The organism is Paractinoplanes maris (assembly GCF_023544465.1).
In the GTDB taxonomy this organism is placed as follows: Bacteria; Actinomycetota; Actinomycetes; order Mycobacteriales; family Micromonosporaceae; genus Actinoplanes; species Actinoplanes maris.
In genome coordinates, this window is the sequence record NZ_JALPVL010000005.1 from 122229 (window position 1) to 141085 (window position 18857).

Below are 18857 nucleotides of genomic sequence, written 5' to 3' on the forward strand. Positions count from 1 at the left end.
AGTCGTGGCGACCTTCCAGGACCACGCGTGATCGCTCATCGGCTCCACTTCGGAAACACGCCTTTAGAGCCTGAAGAGGGTGAGCGCGGCCAGCGACGGCGCGTCGACGATCTGGCCCGACCGGATCATCGCGGTGATCTCGATGTCGCTGAACGAGCGATGGACCATGTCCTGCTCGGTCGCCTCACGGTCGGGCGCACCCTCTTCCAGGTCGGTCGCGAGATAGACGTCGAATCCCTGGGTCGAATACCCGTACGCCTCGAAGAGGTGCCCGAGGTGCCGCATGGACCCCGCGCGCAGCCCCGTCTCCTCGGCCAGCTCCTGCCGCGCGAGGGTAGCCTGATCACCGCCCACGCCCTGCCCCCAGCCGCCCTGCGGGAACTCCCAGGCCCGCCGCCCCACCGGGTACCGGAACTGCTCGACCATCCAGAACCCGTCCGGTGAGCGTGGCAGCACCAACGCGAAGTCCGGCTTCTCCACCACTCCATAGATGCCGGCACTCCCGTCCGGCCGCCTGACCTCATCCTCACGAACCGTCATCCACGGATTCTGGTACACCACGCGACTGCTCACTCGTTCCATCGAGCGATGATCTCAACCGCCCTCGGAGCGACTTCCCCGAGGGCGGCCGTCGTCGGTGCTGCTTCTGGTCGGAAGCGTCGGCGCCGAAGAACTTCTGGCGGGCCGGGCTCGGACCGCCGCCCGCTGAGCGAGCCGGCCGCCTGGCGGCAGCCGGCTGCTACAGCGTCCCAATGCGGACCAGCCGTGTGTCGTCGCTCAGATATCGCGGCGGCGGACCACCAGGGCGGCGGCCAGGAGAGCCGCTCCGGCGTACCCGACGAGGGCGAGAGCTGCGGCCCAGGGCGGCAGGAGCCCGGGTGCCGGGGCCGGAGTCATCAGTGCCGAGGCGGCACTGCTGGGCAGCCAGGGCATGACTCTCGCAGCCTGGTCCGGCAGGAAGACGCCGAGGATGGGCAGGACGTAGAAGACGCCGAGCACTGCGGCCAGGGCGGCCACGGCGCCGCGGAGCAACCAGCCCGCGGCGACGCTCAGGGCGGCCACGGCAGCCAGATGGAGCGCCGCGCCGGCGAGCGCCCGGGCCACGCCGGGAGCGGTCATCGGCAGATCGACGGCGATCGAGCGCAACACAACGTGGACGGCCGCGAAAGTGCCGAAAGTCAGCGCCAGGCCGGCGGCCAGGACGGCGGAACTCACCACGGCCGCGCGAGCGATCACGACGGTCGTCCGGCGCGGCACGGCAGTGAACGTCGGCATCAGGGCGTCGGTGGTGACCGCTCGAACGGCGAAGGCGGCCACCAGCAACTCGAGGACGGGGATGCCGGACAGCACACCGCCGGTCGGTTCGACCTCGTTGCCGGACATGGCGCCCACCACCACGCCGATCGCCGGGACAGCGCCGATGCCGACGGTCAGAAAGCCCGCGGCGGCCGCGAACCACCACGTGGAGCGCACGGTCCGCAGGCGACGCCGCTCGGCGGCCAGGACACGAGGCAAGGTCAGTCCGTGAGCAGTGACACCGAAGTGTTCGGGTAGCCGGTCTGGGCGGGTCGTCAGGGCGTTCATCGCGGGGCGCTTCCTTCCAGCGTGTGGTTGCGGGTCAGGTCGAGATAGGCGTCCTCGAGGGATTGATGACCGGCGGTGAGCTCGGCCACGGTGACGTCGGCGACCAGGCGCCCGCGCCCGATGACGACGAGGCGGTCGGCGGTCATCTCCATCTCGCCCATCAGGTGCGAGGAGAGGAACACCGTGCGGCCCTCGGCGGCCAACCGCTTGAGCAGGTGGCGCACCCAGCGGATGCCCTCGGGGTCGAGGCCGTTGACGGGCTCGTCGAGGATGACGACGCCCGGGTCGCCGAGCAGGGCGGCCGCGATGCCGAGCCGTTGGTACATGCCGAGTGAGAACCCGCCGGGGTAGCCGTGGGCCACCTCGGACAGACCGACCAGGCCGAGTACCTCGTCGACGCGCCGCGGCGGGATGCCGTGGGTCGTCGCCAGCACGGCGAGATGCTGATAGGCGCTGCGCCGCGGGTGAACGGCACGCGCGTCGAGCAGGACGCCGACCTCGTGCAGCGGCGCGGCCAGCCGGTCGTAGCGCCGGCCGTGGATCAGGATCTCACCGGCGTCCGGCCGGACCAGGCCGACGGCCATGCGCATCGTGGTGGACTTGCCGGCGCCGTTGGGGCCGAGGAAACCGGTGACGGCTCCCGGCCGTACCGAAAAGGAAAGATTCTCGACGGCGGTGTGCTTGCCGTAGTGCTTGGTCACGGTGCGGATGTCGAGCATGGCGCTTACTTCCTTCCGAGGAGCAGGACGGCGAGGCCGACGAGGGCGTACGCGAGCAGGTGCAGGAAGCCGGCGGTCATCGCCGCGCCGGGGTAGAGCGTGCGGAGCAGGCCGTCGCTGAAGCCGCTGCCCGGCCCGGCGGCGTTGCCCGCAGCGTGCAGGAAGCCGAGGATCAGCAAGCTGCCGGTCCGGTTCCAGACCCAGCCGGTCAAGATCCGGTACGGGATCATCAGTGTGGCCAGTAAGGCCAGCAGCAGTACCGCGACGGGCCACGGGTTTCCCACCGCCAGCGACACGTGTTGCAGGGCGAAAATCGGAGCGACGAGCAGCGCGGCGACCACCAGCGAATGCCGCTTCTGCAACCGCGCTTGGAAGAAGCCGGACCAGGCCCCTTCCTCGACCCAATTGTTGGGAACGAGGGTGAGCACGAAGGACAACGCGAAACCGGTTGTCAGCGCGGTGGCCCAGGAGCCGGTGGGTGTGCCGATGAGTAACCGGGCGAGCGCGACAGCGACGACCGGGACGACGGCCAGCGCCAGCACGTACCACCGCCAGGCGACCCGCCATTCCACGAAGCGGCGCAGGAACCGCACCGCGGCCTCGCGTCCGTCGGCGATCCAGGTTATCGCCAGAGCGGGCAGGAACAGCCCGATCACCGAAGTGGCCACGATGAACACCTGGCCCGGCACGGAGACGTCGACGACGAGCGGGAAGAACGCGATGGCCTGCCCCACGGTGAACAGCCAGGCCAGGAAGGCGGTGAGCGGATGGCGGACGATCCAGCGGCAGACGCCCGAGCGGACCGGACCGGCCGAGCTCACGAGGGTGGACTGCATGGTGGTGATCCCTTCAGAAACGGACGATGAGGGCGCGGCCGACGTGCTCGACGTCCTCGCACCGCAGGCCGTCATGCACGGCGGGTTCGTCGGCGGACAACGCGAGCGCGATCGCATCGGTGCGGCGCAGGGCCGCCACCAGCTCGCGGACCAGCTCGGGAAGCGGCGGCGTGAGCGCGACAGCGCGAGCGATGCCGTCGGCATCGGTGACGGTGACGGCGACCCCGATCGCCGGGGTGCCGGGGGGAGCGGCGATGTCGACGAGCTCCCACCCGATGGCGGTTCCGGCCGGCATTCGCCGCAGAACAGTGGTCATGTCCCGACGATGCGGGTCAGGGCTTGCGCGATCCTTGCACGCCGTTTGCGCCGAGCTTGACCAGACGGGGAGCACGGCAGACGTCGCCCAGCACGGCACTGCGGGCCGAGGCCTCGGCGATCAGCTTTCCGGCCCGGTCGGCGTGACCCGCCCGCGCGTGCGCCTCGGCGCACAGCAGCAGATAGAACGGGACGAACAGCGGCACTCCGGAGGCCGCAACGCGGGCATACGCTTCGTCGGCGCGGTCGGATGCGTCCGGGTCACCGCCCATCGCCTCGGCCCAAGCGACGAGCACCTGGGCGTGTATTCCGAAGGGTGAGTCCTGGTCGCGGGCACAGGCTGCGGCCCGTTCGAGGCAGCCCTCGGCGTCGCCGCGCATCGCCCGCAGCCAGGCCGCGTAGAGGTCCGCCTCCATCGTGAGGGTGTCGTCGTCCCCCGCTCGGTCGCGGGCCAGCCGATCAGCCCGGTCTGCGGCCGCCTCGTCGCCCTGGCAGTGCGCGACGATCGCCGCGTAGGCGGCCGCCGCGACGCGGATCGCCGGCACCCCCACGTCGTGGTCCTCGGCGGCGCGCAGGTGCTCGGCCGCCTCGTCGAGACGACCGCGAACCGTCTGGGCCCACCCGGCGACGAAGTGCGCGGCCGCGACGGCGGCCGGGGCCAGCGGGGTGGCGAGGGCCCGCTCGGCGATGGCCACGACCTCGCCGTAGCGTCCGCTCACGCCCCTGGTCACCAGGGCGTTCACCCAGCCGGCGGTGCTCTCGGCCGGGTCCGGCTGGTCGTCGCCTCCCGTCACCTCGGACCGTGTCCCGTCGCTCCAGACGCGAACGACGGCCAGGCGGCTGCGCACCGAGCGGGCCAGCCGCGCCCGCTCGGCCTGGCCGTCCGCTCGGCCGGCGAGTTCGAGGGCCTGCTCCAGCAGCCGTTCGGCCTCGCGGTAGGCGTTGCGGGTCAGCGCGTCGTCGGCCGCGGCGGCCAGGTACGGGACCGCGGCGGCGCCGGCGACCGGCTCGGCCAGGGCGAGATGGCGGGCGACGGCGACGACGTCCTCGGGGCTCAGGACTCCCCGGCTGCGCAGGGTGTCGGCCAGGCGGGCGTGCAGGCGTACGCGCCGGGCCTGGGAGACTCCGCGCTCGAGCGTCTGGCGCACGAGATCGTGCCGCAGCGCGAATCCCGGCCCGTCCTCGACCAGCAGCTCGGCCAGCAGCGCGCTCTCGCAGGCGTCGAGCACCGCGTCGGCGTCGAGGCCGGTCACCGCGGCCAGGGTGTCCACCTGCACCGGCCCACCGGCCAGCGCGACCACGGTGAGCAGCGCGACGGTCTGGCGAGGCAGCCGGTCCAGGCGCCGCCGCAGCACCTCCTCGACTCCCGACGGCAGCGCCTCCCGCACGGCCGCCGCATCGAGCCGCTGCTCGCTGACCAGAAGCCGGGTCAGCTCACCGACAAAGAGCGGATTCCCTTCCGTACGCCGATGCAGGGCCTCGGCCACGCCGGCCCCCGGCGGCCGGCCGGACACGCGCCGGACCACCTCGCCGACATCATCGACGCCGAGCCCCGGCAGCGGCAGCCGCACCACGGCGTCGCGCCGGAGCGTCGCCAGCACGGCACCCGAGCTGGGCTCTCCGCTGCGAACCGCGACGGCGAAGAGCACCCCGTGACCGACAAGCTGGTCGACCGCGAGGGCCAGCAGAGTGAGGCTGTCCGGATCGATCCACTGCAGATCGTCGAGCACGACCATCAGCGGCGCCCTGCGGTGGGCCGCCAGCATCAGGTCGACGATGCTGCGGAAGAGCCGGGTCTGCGAGCCACCGGTCTCCATGAGCTCGAGGGCCGGCCCAGCGATGTCGCCCGGCAGCCGGGCCGCGAGCTCCCGGACGATCGTCACCCACGGCCACAGCGCCGGCATCACCGCCGTACCCACTCCGGACCCGTGCACAACGTGACCACCGGCCGCCGCGACCCGCTCGGCCGCCGCGGTCAGAAGCGTGGTCTTGCCGGCACCGGCCGACGCCTCCAGCACGAGAAGCGCTCCGCGTCCGGCCCGTGCCGCCTGCCGGGTGCGATCGATGGCCGCGATGGCCGCCGCGCGACCGAGCAGGAGGAGGTCATCCGTCTCGGCTCCGGCCGGTCGGCTCAGCTCCACGGCCGGCGGCGGCGCGGGCGCCAGGGCCGGGTCGTGCCGCAGGATGCCGGCCTCCAGCGCCCGGGTCTCCTCAGCGGGGTCGAGCCCCAGCTCGTCGGCGAGCCCCCGGCGCAGACGGGCGAGGGCGGCCAGGGCCTCCGACTGGCGGCCGGTGCGATAAAGCCCGAGCGCCAGCGCCCGCCATCCCCGCTCCCGGAACGGGTTGGCCGCCACGAAGCGCCCACCCGCGGCCACCACGGTCTCGGCGTCCCCCGTGACCAGCGCGGCCTCCAGCAGCATCTCCTCGGCGCCGAGGCGCAGCTCGCCCAGCCGCGCCGCCTCTTCCCGGGCGAATGGCACCGCTTGCAGGTCGGCGAGCGGTTCGCCGTGCCACAAGCCAAGAGCTTCGGACAGCAACTCGCGGGCATCGGCCGATTTCCGGGCCCGGGCGATGAGTTCCTCGAACCGGGTGACGTCGACCGCCGCCGGATCGAGGTCGAGCGTCCACCCCGGCGGCTGTGTCAGCAGGCGCGGCGCCTCGGGGTCGGCCGCCAGCACCCGCCGCAGCCGGGACACGTAGGACTGCAACCCCAGTGTCGCCCGCGACGGCGGTTCCTCGGACCACAGCTCGTCGACGAACCGGTCGAGCGGCACCACCCGGCGTGCGTTGAGGGCCAGCAGGGCGAACACGGCTCGTTGCTTGAGCCCGCCGAGCCGGAACGACACCCCTCGGGACTCGGCCGACACCGGGCCGAGCAGCACCACCCGCATGCCCGCGAGTCTCGCACGCGCGACCGGCGCCGGAAAATCCACTGTTACGCCGATCGATGGGGTGGTAGACCACCGGGGTGGAATTTCCTGAGATGGTGCGTCTGATCGATGAGCGCACAACCGCCTTCCGAGCCGTGATCGCGTCCGCGCCCGATCTGGGCGTGCAGGTGCCGACCTGCCCCGACTGGACGCTGTTCGAGCTGGCCGAGCACATCGGCGCCGGGCGGCGGGCCTGGGCCGCCACCGTTCTTGCCGGGCCGGGGGCCACCGGGCGGGCCTCGGCACCGGCCGAGCCGGCCGCCCCTCGGGAGCGCGAGGCGCTGGTCGACTGGGTGGCGGCGTCGGTCGAGGAGATGCTGGGCGCCCTGCGGACGGTGGGGCCGGATCAGGGCTGCTGGACCTGGTGGGGTGACTCGCAGTCGCCGTCGACCGCCGGGGCGGTGGCCCGGCATCAGCTGCAGGAGATGGCTGTCCACACGTACGACGCCCAGCTCACGGTGGGTGCGCCGCAGCCGCTGCCGGACGAGGTGACGCTCGACGGTGTCGACGAGTTCCTGTCGACCTGCGTCGCGACCACCAGCGCCTGGCCGCACGAACCGGTCACGATCGACTTCCACACCACCGAGGGCCGGTCCTGGCGGCTGTGGCTCTCGGCCGACGGCGCGCGTAGCGCCGCCGGCGAGCACGCCGACGCGCCCGATGCCTCCGTCCGGGGCACGGCGAGTGACCTGGTGCTGTTCTTCTACGACCGCCTTCGGCCGGAGTCGATGAGGCTCGAGGGCGACCGCCGCCAGTTCGACCGGCTCATCGCCTGGGATCCCAGCGCCTGAGTGGCGGTGAGACGCCGATCGGGGCCGCCTTTCAGAGTTTGGCGATCGCGGAGGCCGGGTTCTCGATGGCATCGGCGACGCAACGCATGAAACCGGCCGCGGCGGCGCCGTCGGCCACGCGGTGGTCGAAGACGAAGCTCATCTGCGTGATCTTGCGGACACAGATCTGTCCGTCGACCACCCAGGGGCGGTCGAGGATGCGGCCGAAGCCCAGGATGGCGACCTGGGGGTGGTTGATGATGGCGGCGCTGCCGTCGACCCGGAAGCTGCCGTAGTTGTTGAGCGTGAACGTGCCGCTGCCGGCGACGGTGCCGGCCCGGGCGCTGTCGGTGACCCGGCGGATCTCCTCGTCCAGGCGGGTGGTGGTCAGGGCGCCGGCGTCGGTGACGGCCGGGACGACCAGGCCCCGGGCACCCTGGACGGCGATGCCCAGGTCGATCCGCTCCAGCTCGACGATCTCCTGGCGCTCGGTGTCCACACGCGAGTTGAAGACCGGGTACTCCCGCAACGCGGCCACGGTGAAGCGGGCGAGGTAGGCCAGCAGGCCGGGGCCGGGTCGCACCGACTCGCGCAGTTCCCACAGCCGGGTCGCGTCGACGTCGACCCAGACCGTGGCCTCGGGGATCTCCGCCCGGCTCCGGCTCAGGGCGGCCGACACCGCGCGACGGAACCCGGTGAGCGGAATCCGGCGCTCCCCCGAAACCCCGGCCGACGCCTCAGGAACGGCCGACGCCGCAGGAACGGCCGACGCCGCAGGAACGGCCGACGCCGCAGGAACGGCCGACGCCGCCGTCGAGGCCGACACCGCCGGCATGGCCGACGAAGACGGCACGGCAGAAGGCGCGGCGCTGATCGCCCGCATGACGTCGGCGCGGACGATCAGGCCGCCCGGCCCCGAGCCGTCGAGTCCCCGGAGGTCGACGCCACCGTCCCGGGCCAACCGGCGCACCAGCGGCGAGACCACGAGCGGAACGCGCCGGGTGGGAGCCGGCACCGGCGCGTGGGCCACGGCCACGCGCGGCCGGCGGCGACGGCCGGACGAGGCGGGTGCGCCCGAGGTCCCGTATCCGATGAGGACATTGCCGGAGCCGGCCCGCTCCTCCTCGCGGTAGGTGTCGGCCGGCGCGGGCGCCACGGCGGCCACGGTCAGCAACGGCTTGCCGACCTCCAGGACCGCGCCCTCCGGGGCGTGCCGGGTCGCCACCTTCCCGGCGTACGGGGAAGGAACCTCGACCAGCGACTTGGCCGTCTCGACCTCGACCACCGGCTGGTCGACGGCGACCTCGTCGCCGTCGGCGACCAGCCAGCGCACCACCTCGGCCTCGGTCAGGCCCTCACCCAGATCGGGAAGCTTGAAGACCTGGTCGCTCACGAGTCCTCCCACTGCAGGGTGTCGACGGCGTCGAGGACACGGTCCACTCCGGGCAGGTGCAGGTGCTCGTATTTCGGTGGCGGATAAGGGATGTCGAAGCCGGTGACCCGGCGGATCGGCGCGGCCAGCGAGTGGAAGCAGCGCTCGGTGACGCGCGCGACGATCTCGGAGGAGACGCTGGCGAACCCGGCGGCCTCGGCCACCACGACGGCCCGGCCGGTGGAGCGGACGGCCGCGCAGACGGTCTCGTCGTCGAACGGCACGATCGACCGCAGATCCACCACCTGCAGGCTGCGGCCCTCGCGGTCGGCGACCTCGGCCGCCTCGAGCGCGATGGGAACACCCGGGCCGTACGCGATCAGCGTGGCATCGGTGCCCTCGCGGCGCACCACGGCCCGGCCGATGGCCGGCGGGCGCGACCCGAGCTCGACTTCTTCCTTGCTCCAGTAGAGCTTCTTGGGTTCGAGGAAGACGACCGGGTCGGGCGAGGCGATGGCCTCGCGCAGCAGCGCGTACGCGTCGGTGGCGCTCGACGGCGTGACGACGTGCAGCCCCGGCGTGTGGGCGTAATAGGCCTCGGACGAGTCGCAGTGATGCTCGACGCCGCCGATCCCCCCCGCGTACGGGATCCGGATGACCATCGGCAGGGCGACCCGGCCACGGGTGCGGTTCCGCATCTTGGCCACGTGGCTGACGATCTGCTCGAACGCGGGGTAGGCGAACGCGTCGAACTGCATCTCGACGACCGGCCGCATCCCGTTCATGGCCATGCCGACCGCGACGCCGACGATGCCCGACTCGGCCAGCGGGGTGTCGAAGCAGCGGTCCTCGCCGAAGTCGGCGGTCAGGCCGTCGGTGATCCGGAAGACGCCGCCGAGCGGCCCGACATCCTCGCCGAAGACGACCACCGTCGGATCCTCGGTCATCGCGTCGCGCAGGGCCCGGTTGAGCGCCTGCGCCATCGAGAGCTTCTCGTGGACGGTCATCCCAGCGCCCCTTCGCGCTCGAGCTCGTCGGTGAGCTGGTCGGCCTGCTCCCGCAACTGCGGGGTGGGAGTCGCGTAGACGTGGGCGAACAGCAGGGCCGGATCGGGCTCGATGTCCCGGTTGAGGCCGTCACGCACGTGCTCGGCCACGCGTTCGGCCTGCTCGCGGAAGGCGGTCTCGTCGGTCTTCAGATAGGCCGACAGCCGGACGATCGGATCGCGCGCGACCCAGGCCTCGACGTCCTCGGCGTTGCGGTAGCGGGTGGCGTCGTCGGCGTTGGTGTGCGCCTGCATGCGATAGGTGTGCGCCTCGATGAGTTGCGGTCCTTCACCGGCCCGGGCCCGCTCGACCGCCTCGCCGAGCACCGACAACAGCGCGGCGGCGTCGTTCCCGTCGACCCGCTCGCCGGGGATGCCGTAGCCGACGCCCTTGTGGGCCAGCGACGGCGCCGCGGTCTGCCGGGCCAGGGGCACGCTGATCGCGTACTCGTTGTTCTGGATCAGGAAGACGACCGGGGCGCGGAGCACCGCGGCGAAGTTGAGCGCCTCGTGGAAATCGCCCTCGCTGGTGCCGCCGTCGCCGCAGAGCGCCATGACCACGGTCTTCTCACCCCGCAGGCGGGCGGCATGGGCCACGCCCACGGCATGCGGCAGCTGGGTGGCGAGCGGGGTGGCGTGCGGGGCGACCCGATGCTCGTACGGGTCCCAGCCGCAATGCCAGTCGCCCTTGAGCAGGGTGAGCGCCTCGACCGGATCGACCCCGCGCTCGACCGCGGCCACCGTGTCGCGATAGGTCGGGAAGAGCCAGTCCCCGTCGGCCAGCACCTGCGCGGCGACGACCTGGCAGGCCTCCTGCCCGTGCGACGACGGATAGACCGCGAGCCGGCCCTGGCGGACCAGCGCGTAGGCCTGGTCGTTGAGCCGGCGGGCGGTGATCAGCGAGGCCAGGGCCCGCTGCAGCGTGGCCTCGTCGGGCAGGGCGCGACCGGCATCGGCGACGGGGTTTCCGTACGGGTCGATGAGGGCCACAGGGGTGTCGGAGGGCAGAAGGTGGTCTGCGTCACCTGTCATGTCGCCATGGTTGTCGCGTTGCCATCTGGATTCCAGTACTGGTGCGGAACCGAGAAGATGTACTTTTTCAGGGGCGATTCGGGAGCCGATCGTCCAGTTGGCGCCACCTCGACGACGGGCGGGTGAGACAAGTGGCCGATGCGCTCGACGACATCGACCGGCAGATCCTGGCCGAGCTCACCCGCGACGGCCGCCTGTCGATGCGCACCCTGGCCGAGCGCTTGCACATCTCGCGGGCCAACGCCTACGCCCGGGTCGAGCGCCTGCGCACCACCGGGGTCATCCGCGGTTACCGGGCCGACGTCGACCCGGTCGCGGCGGGCCTGGGCACCACGGCGTACGTGACGGTGAACCTGAATCAGGCCGAGTGGCGGGACGTGGCCGAACGGCTGCGCTCCCTGCCCGGCGTCGTGCACATCGCCCTGGTCGGCGGCGAGTTCGACGTGATCATGCTGGTGCGGGCCGAGGACAACGCCGCCCTGGGCCGCCTCGTGCTCGACGAGATCCAGGGCATGCCCGGCGTGGTGAACACCCGGACGCTGCTGGTCTTCGAGGAAGCCGAACCGGTCCGGCCGGGCGAATAGACCATCTCGAGTTGCCTGCCGGCCGCGAAATTGGGTACAGATGCACCGATGAAGACGATCCTGCGTGCGGTGGTGGCCGGCGGGCTGCTCCTCGGTGCGGCCGCGTGTTCCACCGAGGCGCCGGCCGAGCCCGCGAAAAAGACGGTCCCACCCTCGTCGGCGGTCGACGTGCCGGCCCTGGTCGCCACCGAGGTGCGGGGCGGCAACGGGGAGAAGATGCAGGCGCCGCCCGGCTGGACGGTGAGCCTCTGGGCCCGCGTGCCCGGGGCGCGCCTGCTGGCCTGGGCGCCGGACGACAAGCTGCTGGTGTCGCGGCCGGAGTCCGGTGACGTGCTCGTGCTGAGCGAGGGCAAGCAGGAGACGCTGGTCGAGGGGCTCAACCAGCCGCACGGGCTCGCCTTCGACGGCAGCACGCTCTATGTGGCCGAGAGCGACCAGATCGACTCGTTCGCCTATGCCGGCGGCAAGGTGTCGGACAAGCGGACAGTCGTCGACGGGCTGCCGGACGACAAGAGCGCCGAGCTGGGCGGCAAATACGCGCACGCGCTCAAGAGCGTGGCCGTCGGCCCGGACAAGTCGCTCTACATCTCGATCGGCTCGACCGGCAACATCTCGGCCGAGGACCGTGACGCCGACCCCGAGCGCGCGACCGTCCTGCGGTTCGCCGACGGCAAGCTGGAGACCTTCGCCCGCGGCGTCCGCAACGGGACGGGACTGGCCGTGGCGCCCGACGGCGACGTGTGGACAGCGGTCAACAACCGGGACAACACCCCGATCCCGTACGAGGGTGACGACCAGGGCAAGGTCGAGACCTCGTACGTGAACGACCACCCGCTCGAGCCGCTGGCCCGCCTGGAGCAGGGCCGTGACCTGGGCTGGCCCTACTGCAACCCCGACCCGGACGTGCAGCCGGGCGACAAGGACTCGCCGCTCAGCTACACCGATCGGCCCTTCGTCCGCGACTGGGACACCAACCGCGACGGCTCGAAGCTGGACTGCGCGAAACTTCCGCCGGTCGAGCAGGGCATGGGCGCCCACTCGGCGCCGCTGGGCCTGAGCTTCGCGACGCAGGTGCCCGGTGCGTACGGGGCCGGCGCGCTGGTCGGCATCCACGGCTCGTGGAACCGCAAGCCGCCGCGGCCGCCCGAGGTGTCGTTCTTCGCCTGGCGGGGCAACAAGCTCGGCCCGCAGCAGACCCTGCTCAGCGGGTTCCAGCGCGAGGACGGCTCCCGCTGGGGCCGCCCGGTCATGGCGGTGCAGGGACCGGACCAGGCAATCTACGTGAGCGACGACTACGCGGGCGCGGTCTACCGGGTGGCCGCTTCCTGAGTCTGCCGCCGAATCCGGCGGTAACGTCCCGTACGTGCCTTTGATCAGCCCGGGCCGGCGGGTCGTCGCCGCCGGGCTGGCGGCAGCGCTCGCGGCCGGCTGGCCGTCCCGGGTCGGGCGGGAGCATTATTCGCCTCCGCCGCCGCCCACCGAGCTCTACGTCGAGCGCACCGGGCCGGCGGTCGACCAACTGACCGCGTACGAGAAAACGGGCCGCACGGCGGAAGCCGCGCTCCTCAAAAAGATCGCGTCGCAGCCGGTCGCGGTCTGGTTCGCCGGCGCCGACACCACCGGGGTCGGCCGGCTCGTCACGGCGGCCCAGCTGTTCATCCCGGTCCTCACGCTGTATTACATCCCGCACCGGGACTGCGCGAGTCACTCCGCCGGCGGCGCTCCGACCGCCACCGCGTACACGGCCTGGATCGCCGCCGTCGCCGCCGAACTGACCGGCCGCCGGGCCATCGTGATCCTCGAACCCGACGCGGTGGCCCAGGCCGTCCAGGGCTGCCTGAACCCGGCTCAGCGCACCGAGCGCTACCGCCTGCTCAGCCGGGCGATCGCCACGCTGACCGCGAATCCGGGGCTGACCGTCTATCTGGACGGCGGCAACCCGGCCTGGATCACCGACACCGCGACGATGAGCACGGCCCTGCGCAAGGCCGGTGTCACCCGGGCCGACGGCTTCGCCCTGAACGTGGCCAACTTCGAGACCACGTCGTCGAACATCCGGTACGGCACCAGGCTTTCCGAGCGCCTCGGCGGCGCCCACTTCGTCATCGACACCAGCCGCAACGGCAACGGCCCGGCCCGCCGCTCCTCCGGCGCCCGCCATTGGTGCAACCCCCCGGGCCGCGCCCTGGGCCACCCGCCCACCCTCGACACGGGCCACACTCTGGTCGACGCCTACCTCTGGATCAAACGCCCCGGCGAGTCCGACGGCGCCTGCGGCCAGGGCGCACCGGCGGCCGGCACGTGGTGGCCCCGCTACGCGCTGGAACTGGCCGCGGGCTGACCCGCCTTGCCACCGCGTCGCGGGCGCCGCGACCCTTCGCCTCTATGCCCCAGGGCATAACCCGATGTCCGACCGTTGCCAGATCCGCGACCCACTGCGTTGTTGCCAGAATTCCGTCATGGAAACGACGAGCGCCCCGACCCCGGAGACCGACGACAACGGGAGGCGCCGATGGCTTCGCCGGACTGTCCTCGGCGTCGCGTGCCTCCCGCTCGCCGTCATCGGCGTCCTGCACAAGATGGGCCGCTCCGACGACTTCGGGGTGCTCGGCGAGTGGTACGTGATGGTCCCGCTGACCGTCGCCGGGGTGTTCGCGTGGCTGCTGATGGAGAAGGCGGTTCATCGGCTCGCCAGGTGATCGCCGGGGTGCGAGCATCGTGGCGTGCTACCGCTGCGGATCATCAAGGGCGACGCGACCAGTCCCCAGGCCAAGGGGCCCAAGGTCATCGCCCACGTGTGCAACGACATCGGCGGGTGGGGCAAGGGCTTCGTGCTGGCGATCTCCCGCCGCTGGCCCGAACCGGAGCGCTCCTACCGGCAGTGGCACCGCGAGCGGGCCGGCAACGACTTCGGGCTCGGGGCGACCCAGCTGGTCCAGGTCCGCCCGGATGTCTGGGTGGCCAACATGGTCGCCCAGCGCGGCACCCGCACCGGCAGCAACGGTCCCCCGATCCGGTACGACGCTGTCGAGCGCTGCCTGGCCACGCTGGCCCGGCACGCGACGCATCTCTCCGCCTCGGTCCACCTGCCCCGCATCGGTTGCGGCCTGGCCGGCGGCCGCTGGGAGCGCATCGAACCGCTCATCGTCGCCGAGCTCTGCGCCCGTGATGTCAGCACGACGGTCTACGACTTCGACTGAGGCGCCGCCTTCGGCATGATCCGGCGTTCGCCGCTGTCGGCCATCGCGTGCAGCAGGCCGCCGGCCAGCGGGATCACCCGGGCCAGGCCGGGCCGGCCGTTGCGCCGGGCCAGCTCGGGACCGAGCCGGTTCAGCAGCCGGGTCAGAGCCGGCAACGGCCGGATGTAGAGCGTGATCTCGGTGATCAGCCCGTCCTGGCCGAGCCGGAGCCGCTGCGCCTCGAAGAGCCGGGTGCCCCCGACGGTCGCCTCGTAGAACAACGCCACCGTACGATCCTGGGCGACCTGATCGGTGTAGCTGATGCCATCGATGGCGGCCAGGGCGACCTCGAGCAGGTCGCGAACCTGGTCCCGCCCATGGAACGTGAACTGCTCGGTGATCGGCGAGACGAGCGTGACGCCCGGGCTGAGGGCGGCGACCGCCGCCGCGGCATCACCCCGCTCCCCCGCGTCCCGCCAGAGGGCAACGGCGTCGTACGTCTGGTCCATCGTGTCTCCCCGTGGTCTTGCCCCAGGCTAAGGCCTGTCCTGTCGATCACGTGGGAGTGAGGCGAGGTCCAGGTAGTGGCTGGCGGCGGCCGCAGAGCGGTCGCATACCGGGATTGTATGTGGACGTCGCCAGCCACCACCTGGGCCACGCCGCAGCCCCGCGTGATCGACAGGACAGGCCTTAGGCCGAGCACTGCGGCGCGGCCGTGCGGCCGCGCTGGACCGAGGTGGTCAGCTCCTTGCCACTCACGGTGATCGAGCAGGTCACCGGGCCGGTGCCGCCGCCCCGCTTGCGCTGGGCGATCAGGACGAGTGGCGGCTTGTCACCGGCGAAGCGGAAGGTGTGCCGCCACGGCAGCGACACCTCGCCCTTGCGGATGATGTCGCGGTCCTCGTCGGTGAACTCGACGCCGGCCTTGTCACCCGGGCTCGTCGAGGTGACGAGATAGACCACCTCGTAGAAGGCGGGACCTGTCGCGCTCGGCTCCGGCGTCCGGACGACGACTCCCGCATCCGGCTCAGCCGGGGCGCGGCTGGCCTGGTCAGGGGCGTTGCCGCCGCCGATCGCGTACAGCAGGGCGCCGCCGAGGCAGCTGAACAAGGTGATCGCGGGCACCGCCAGCCACCACCAGCGCCGCCGCCTGGGCGCTGCTTCGACGTACAGGTCGTCGGGCACCGGCTCGACCGGCGGACTGTACGGGGCCGGCGCCGGCGATGCGGTCCGGCGGTCCTCGTTGCCGTCGTCTTGATCGACGTTCGTCACAGCTCCCACAGTAGGAGCCGGGTCCAAGCCCACCCGGGCAGTAACAGAATGACGGTGCCGCGCGCTGATCATGCATGGCGACTCTGCACGTGCGAGGTGAGATCGATCTGGCGAACCACGAGACCTTCGAACAGGCGCTCCAGCGAGTGATGCATACCGGCACCAGCTTGACCATCGATCTCAGCGAGCTGACCTTCATCGACGGGGCCGGGCTGCGTGCCCTGGCCCGCACCGCCGACCACCTGCACAGCCAGGGCCGGCAGCTTCGTCTCGACCGCCCGTCCCCGCACCTGCACCGCCTCCTCACCCTGGTCGGCCTGGACACCTTCGCCGCCTGACCGGCCGGGCACCGGTGGTTGGATGAGCTGGTGAGCAACCCATGGGATGACGAGACTCGCGGACGGCGTCGAGGTCGCCGGCCCGGACGCGTCACTGACCACGTGGCTGTAGCCGCGCCGAGCCGACCCTCAGCGGGTGGCGGAAGCGGCCGAGTGGCGGGGTTGCCGGCGTGCTAGGGCCCGGAGTCTCGTACCGCACCGCGAATCTGCTCGCGGACGCCGGGAGATGGGCCGATCTGCTCGACCTGGCCGCCGATGACCGGGCAACGCCGGAGGCGGACCGGCGCGAGGTGGCCCACATCGTGGCTCTGGAGGCGCCGCCGCCCATCGCCGTCGCTGCCGCGGAGCTGTTCCCCGCCGACGACAATCGTCATCCGGGCCCGCTGTGGGAAGTGGTCGCTCATCGCCCGTGGCGGGAGCTGGACGGAAACTTCACCGATCCGCTCATCCGTCAGCTGGCCGCCCAGACCCGCGTACTGCGCGGTGAAGACCTTCGTGGCGTCGCCGTGTCCCCGATCCCACCACTGAATCTGCAGTCCTGGGAGGCCGCTCATTGGAACGCCGGGTGGGACATGCCGGAATACGGCCGGACGGGCAGTTCAGCCGGCAGCCTTTGGAGCTTTCCGGACGAGACACTTGCCGCTGAGCCGTTGCCGGCGATCGGAGCGGAGCGCGTCGACCATTCCGCGCTGCCGATCCTCGGTTCACTGTCCTCGGCCGCCGAGGTGTACGCCTTTCGCGGCACCGCCCGGGCCGCCGCAGCGACGCTCGCCGCGTCCCGGGATGGTTGCCTCGCCGCCGCCGTCCCGCTCGCTGTCGCCTACCCCCACCTGGTGCACCTGGCCGCCGGCATTGGCGCCTACGAGTGCCCTTCAGGCCAGGCGACCGGACGGATCGCGGTGTGGCGGGCACTGACCGCGATGGCCGGGCTCCCCGCGAACAGCGAACCGCGACTGATCACGGCGTTCGTCGAGAGGCTGCGCTGCGTCGGCTGGCGTCACCCGGCCGAACCTCTCTGGCATCTGCGCCTGGCGGTGGAGGACCCCGAGCAGGGTGTCTCGTGGGCTCTCACCGCCGATGATTCCGACTGATGCGCTCCGGCTACGGTGCGGGCTTCAGGGCGCTGATGGTGTAGCAGGACTCGTCGTCGATGGCGTGGGGCTCAGGGTCGATGGTGATCTTTGTGGGATGGCCGGTCGCCGGGTCGGTTTCGAGGTCGGCGGTGGCGGCGCCGGCGGATCGGGCGGCGTTCAGCTCGTCGATCAGCTGACTCAGCGTGGGGATGGCGTCACGCGGCAAATCGGCGACAGTGCGGCGAGTCGGTTCGTCGAGTCCCTCGGCTTTGGTGACCTTGCCGTCCTCGACCGTGATCCGGTAACGCCCGATGAGTGCTCGCTCACCACACGTCGACATCAGGTCGTAGGTGTAGCGGGGTGGTTCTTCCCACACCGCGGACTTTTCCGGGTTTCCGGCGCAGCCGGCAAGGGTTGCTGTAGCTGCGGCGATGGCGGTCCACCGGCGTACGTCCAGGATCATGCGAATTACGACGGCGGGCGGGCCTGGCGGGTTCCGGCGGGTTGATCGACGATCACGAGGGTAGGGCGATTGATGATCCAGTAACACGAAAGGTGGTACCACGTGCCGGCCCAGACTCACGACATCGAGGACCTCAGGGTCAACAGCCGGATGTACGACGCCGTCATCGAGGAGATCGACGGGCGCCGGATCCGCATCGGCCGGGATTGGCTGGTGGATTGGGCATCCTGCAACTACCTGGGCTTCGACCTGGACGACGAGGTCATCTCGTCGGTCGAGCCGCAGCTGCGCAAGTGGGGCACGCACCCCAGCTGGTCGCGCATGCTCGGCAGCCCCCGGCTCTATCCCCAGCTCGAGGAGCGCCTGACCGACCTGCTCGGCGCCGAGGACGTCCTCCTGCTGCCCACGATCTCGCAGATCCACCTCGGCGTGATCCCGGCGCTGATCGGCAAGGGCACGGTCATCATGGAGAGCCGCGCCCACCGCACTATCTACGACGGCTGCGTGTTCGCCCGCGGTCAGGGCGCGACGATGAAGCGATTCCGCAGCGGCGACCTCGAGGAACTCGAGCGCCTGCTGGGCGAGGCCACCGAGCGCCCGATCATGGTCTGCATGGACGGCGTCAACAGCATGACGGGTGACATCCCGGACCTGCCGAAGTATGCCCAGCTGTGCCGGGAGCACGACGCACTGCTCTATGTGGACGATGCGCACGGCATGGGAGTCATCGGTGAGCGCACCGAGGACGAGACCTCGCCCTACGGCATGCGGGGCAACGCGATCGTCAAGCACGCCGGCGAGACGTACGACAACATCATCCTGGTCGGGGGCTTCTCCAAGGCGTACTCGTCGCTGCTGGCCTTCCTGGCTCTGCCGACCGCGGTGAAGAACGAGCTGAAGGTGGCCGCCCCGACGTATCTCTACTCCGGACCGTCGCCGGTGGCCTCGCTGGCCACGGTCATGGCAGGCCTGGACGTCAACGACAAGCGCGGCGATGAACTGCGCGGGCATCTCTACCGGCTGACGGCGAAACTGCTGACCCACGTACGGGGATTGGGGGTGCACACGCTGAACGTGCACGACACCCCGGTGGTGGAGATCCCGATCTCGCCCGAGCACGACCTGATCGCCGTCTCGGAGCGGCTGTGGGCGGCCGGCCAGTACGTCACGCTCGCGCCCTACCCCGGTGTGCCGCGCGACGAGATCGGCTTCCGCGTTCAGCTCACCGCGGCCCACACCGAGGAGCAGGTCGACGCGCTCAACAACGTGCTGACCGAGCTGGCCCGCGACGGCGCGCTGCGTCCCGCCCTGCCCCGGCAGCGCCGCCCCATCGCGTAGGAGGTGA

At 71.7% G+C, this 18857-nt stretch carries 21 protein-coding genes; 9 read left to right on the forward strand and 12 right to left on the reverse strand.

Annotated elements, in window-relative coordinates:
• Positions 1-63: 63 nt before the first annotated feature.
• From NAG42_RS15690 to NAG42_RS15715, 6 genes are all read right to left on the reverse strand, one after another.
• Positions 64-582: an NUDIX domain-containing protein gene (locus NAG42_RS15690; RefSeq protein WP_498370593.1), complete on the reverse strand. Its 519-nt coding sequence runs from the start codon at positions 580-582 to the stop codon at positions 64-66.
• 195 nt (positions 583-777) lie between these two features.
• Complete coding sequence (locus NAG42_RS15695; RefSeq protein ID WP_250031018.1) at positions 778-1515, reverse strand: hypothetical protein; 738 nt, start codon at positions 1513-1515, stop codon at positions 778-780.
• A 65-nt stretch (positions 1516-1580) separates the two neighbouring features.
• Positions 1581-2303, reverse strand: coding sequence for an ABC transporter ATP-binding protein (locus tag NAG42_RS15700; protein WP_250031019.1), 723 nt, complete (start codon positions 2301-2303; stop codon positions 1581-1583).
• 5 nt (positions 2304-2308) lie between these two features.
• A complete protein-coding gene (locus NAG42_RS15705; protein ID WP_250031020.1) occupies positions 2309-3139 on the reverse strand; it encodes a CPBP family intramembrane glutamic endopeptidase in 831 nt (276 codons plus the stop codon).
• 13 nt (positions 3140-3152) lie between these two features.
• Positions 3153-3455, reverse strand: a complete 303-nt coding sequence (locus tag NAG42_RS15710; RefSeq protein ID WP_250031021.1) for a hypothetical protein — start codon at positions 3453-3455, stop codon at positions 3153-3155.
• A gap of 16 nt (positions 3456-3471) precedes the next feature.
• Complete coding sequence (locus tag NAG42_RS15715) at positions 3472-6345, reverse strand: ATP-binding protein (protein WP_250031022.1); 2874 nt, start codon at positions 6343-6345, stop codon at positions 3472-3474.
• A 92-nt stretch (positions 6346-6437) separates the two neighbouring features.
• Here NAG42_RS15715 and NAG42_RS15720 point away from each other — a divergent pair, with 92 nt between their 5' ends.
• On the forward strand, positions 6438-7175 hold the full coding sequence (locus tag NAG42_RS15720; protein ID WP_250031023.1) for a maleylpyruvate isomerase family mycothiol-dependent enzyme: 738 nt from the start codon (positions 6438-6440) through the stop codon (positions 7173-7175).
• 31 nt (positions 7176-7206) lie between these two features.
• Here NAG42_RS15720 and NAG42_RS15725 read toward each other — a convergent pair whose 3' ends face one another.
• Genes NAG42_RS15725 through NAG42_RS15735 form a run of 3 tightly spaced genes read right to left on the reverse strand, consistent with a single transcriptional unit; the run spans position 7207 to position 10603 of the window.
• Positions 7207-8547, reverse strand: coding sequence for a dihydrolipoamide acetyltransferase family protein (locus NAG42_RS15725; RefSeq protein ID WP_250031024.1), 1341 nt, complete (start codon positions 8545-8547; stop codon positions 7207-7209).
• Positions 8544-9533 (reverse strand): alpha-ketoacid dehydrogenase subunit beta, encoded by a 990-nt coding sequence (locus tag NAG42_RS15730; protein WP_250031025.1) that lies wholly within the window; start codon positions 9531-9533, stop codon positions 8544-8546. The genes NAG42_RS15725 and NAG42_RS15730 overlap by 4 nt, the downstream gene beginning before the upstream one ends.
• Positions 9530-10603 carry a thiamine pyrophosphate-dependent dehydrogenase E1 component subunit alpha gene (locus NAG42_RS15735; RefSeq protein ID WP_250031026.1) on the reverse strand — a complete coding sequence of 358 codons (1074 nt, stop codon included), beginning with the start codon at positions 10601-10603 and terminating at the stop codon, positions 9530-9532. The genes NAG42_RS15730 and NAG42_RS15735 overlap by 4 nt, the downstream gene beginning before the upstream one ends.
• 131 nt (positions 10604-10734) lie before the next feature.
• Here NAG42_RS15735 and NAG42_RS15740 point away from each other — a divergent pair, with 131 nt between their 5' ends.
• From NAG42_RS15740 to NAG42_RS15760, 5 genes are all read left to right on the forward strand, one after another.
• Positions 10735-11187 (forward strand): Lrp/AsnC family transcriptional regulator, encoded by a 453-nt coding sequence (locus NAG42_RS15740; protein WP_250031027.1) that lies wholly within the window; start codon positions 10735-10737, stop codon positions 11185-11187.
• A 48-nt stretch (positions 11188-11235) separates the two neighbouring features.
• A complete protein-coding gene (locus NAG42_RS15745) occupies positions 11236-12516 on the forward strand; it encodes a PQQ-dependent sugar dehydrogenase (RefSeq protein ID WP_250031028.1) in 1281 nt (426 codons plus the stop codon).
• A gap of 34 nt (positions 12517-12550) precedes the next feature.
• Positions 12551-13528: a glycoside hydrolase family 6 protein gene (locus tag NAG42_RS15750; RefSeq protein WP_250031029.1), complete on the forward strand. Its 978-nt coding sequence runs from the start codon at positions 12551-12553 to the stop codon at positions 13526-13528.
• A gap of 118 nt (positions 13529-13646) precedes the next feature.
• On the forward strand, positions 13647-13886 hold the full coding sequence (locus NAG42_RS15755; RefSeq protein ID WP_250031030.1) for a hypothetical protein: 240 nt from the start codon (positions 13647-13649) through the stop codon (positions 13884-13886).
• 24 nt (positions 13887-13910) lie between these two features.
• Positions 13911-14387 (forward strand): macro domain-containing protein, encoded by a 477-nt coding sequence (locus NAG42_RS15760; RefSeq protein WP_250031031.1) that lies wholly within the window; start codon positions 13911-13913, stop codon positions 14385-14387.
• Here the strand turns inward: NAG42_RS15760 and NAG42_RS15765 are convergent.
• Positions 14372-14875 carry a nuclear transport factor 2 family protein gene (locus NAG42_RS15765; RefSeq protein WP_250031032.1) on the reverse strand — a complete coding sequence of 168 codons (504 nt, stop codon included), beginning with the start codon at positions 14873-14875 and terminating at the stop codon, positions 14372-14374. The genes NAG42_RS15760 and NAG42_RS15765 overlap by 16 nt on opposite strands.
• A 181-nt stretch (positions 14876-15056) precedes the next feature.
• Positions 15057-15638 (reverse strand): hypothetical protein, encoded by a 582-nt coding sequence (locus NAG42_RS15770; protein ID WP_250031033.1) that lies wholly within the window; start codon positions 15636-15638, stop codon positions 15057-15059.
• A gap of 74 nt (positions 15639-15712) precedes the next feature.
• Here NAG42_RS15770 and NAG42_RS15775 point away from each other — a divergent pair, with 74 nt between their 5' ends.
• Together NAG42_RS15775 and NAG42_RS15780 are read left to right on the forward strand one after the other, a co-directional pair.
• Positions 15713-15976, forward strand: a complete 264-nt coding sequence (locus NAG42_RS15775) for an STAS domain-containing protein (protein WP_250031034.1) — start codon at positions 15713-15715, stop codon at positions 15974-15976.
• A 170-nt stretch (positions 15977-16146) separates the two neighbouring features.
• Positions 16147-17067, forward strand: coding sequence for a DUF6183 family protein (locus NAG42_RS15780; protein WP_250031035.1), 921 nt, complete (start codon positions 16147-16149; stop codon positions 17065-17067).
• Positions 17068-17077: 10 nt separating this feature from the next.
• On the opposite strand, the gene NAG42_RS15785 is transcribed toward NAG42_RS15780, so the two are convergent.
• Positions 17078-17512 carry a DUF6174 domain-containing protein gene (locus NAG42_RS15785; RefSeq protein WP_250031036.1) on the reverse strand — a complete coding sequence of 145 codons (435 nt, stop codon included), beginning with the start codon at positions 17510-17512 and terminating at the stop codon, positions 17078-17080.
• A gap of 102 nt (positions 17513-17614) precedes the next feature.
• On the opposite strand from NAG42_RS15785, the gene NAG42_RS15790 reads away from it, so the two are divergent.
• A complete protein-coding gene (locus tag NAG42_RS15790; RefSeq protein WP_250031037.1) occupies positions 17615-18850 on the forward strand; it encodes an aminotransferase class I/II-fold pyridoxal phosphate-dependent enzyme in 1236 nt (411 codons plus the stop codon).
• Positions 18851-18857 lie beyond the last annotated feature (7 nt).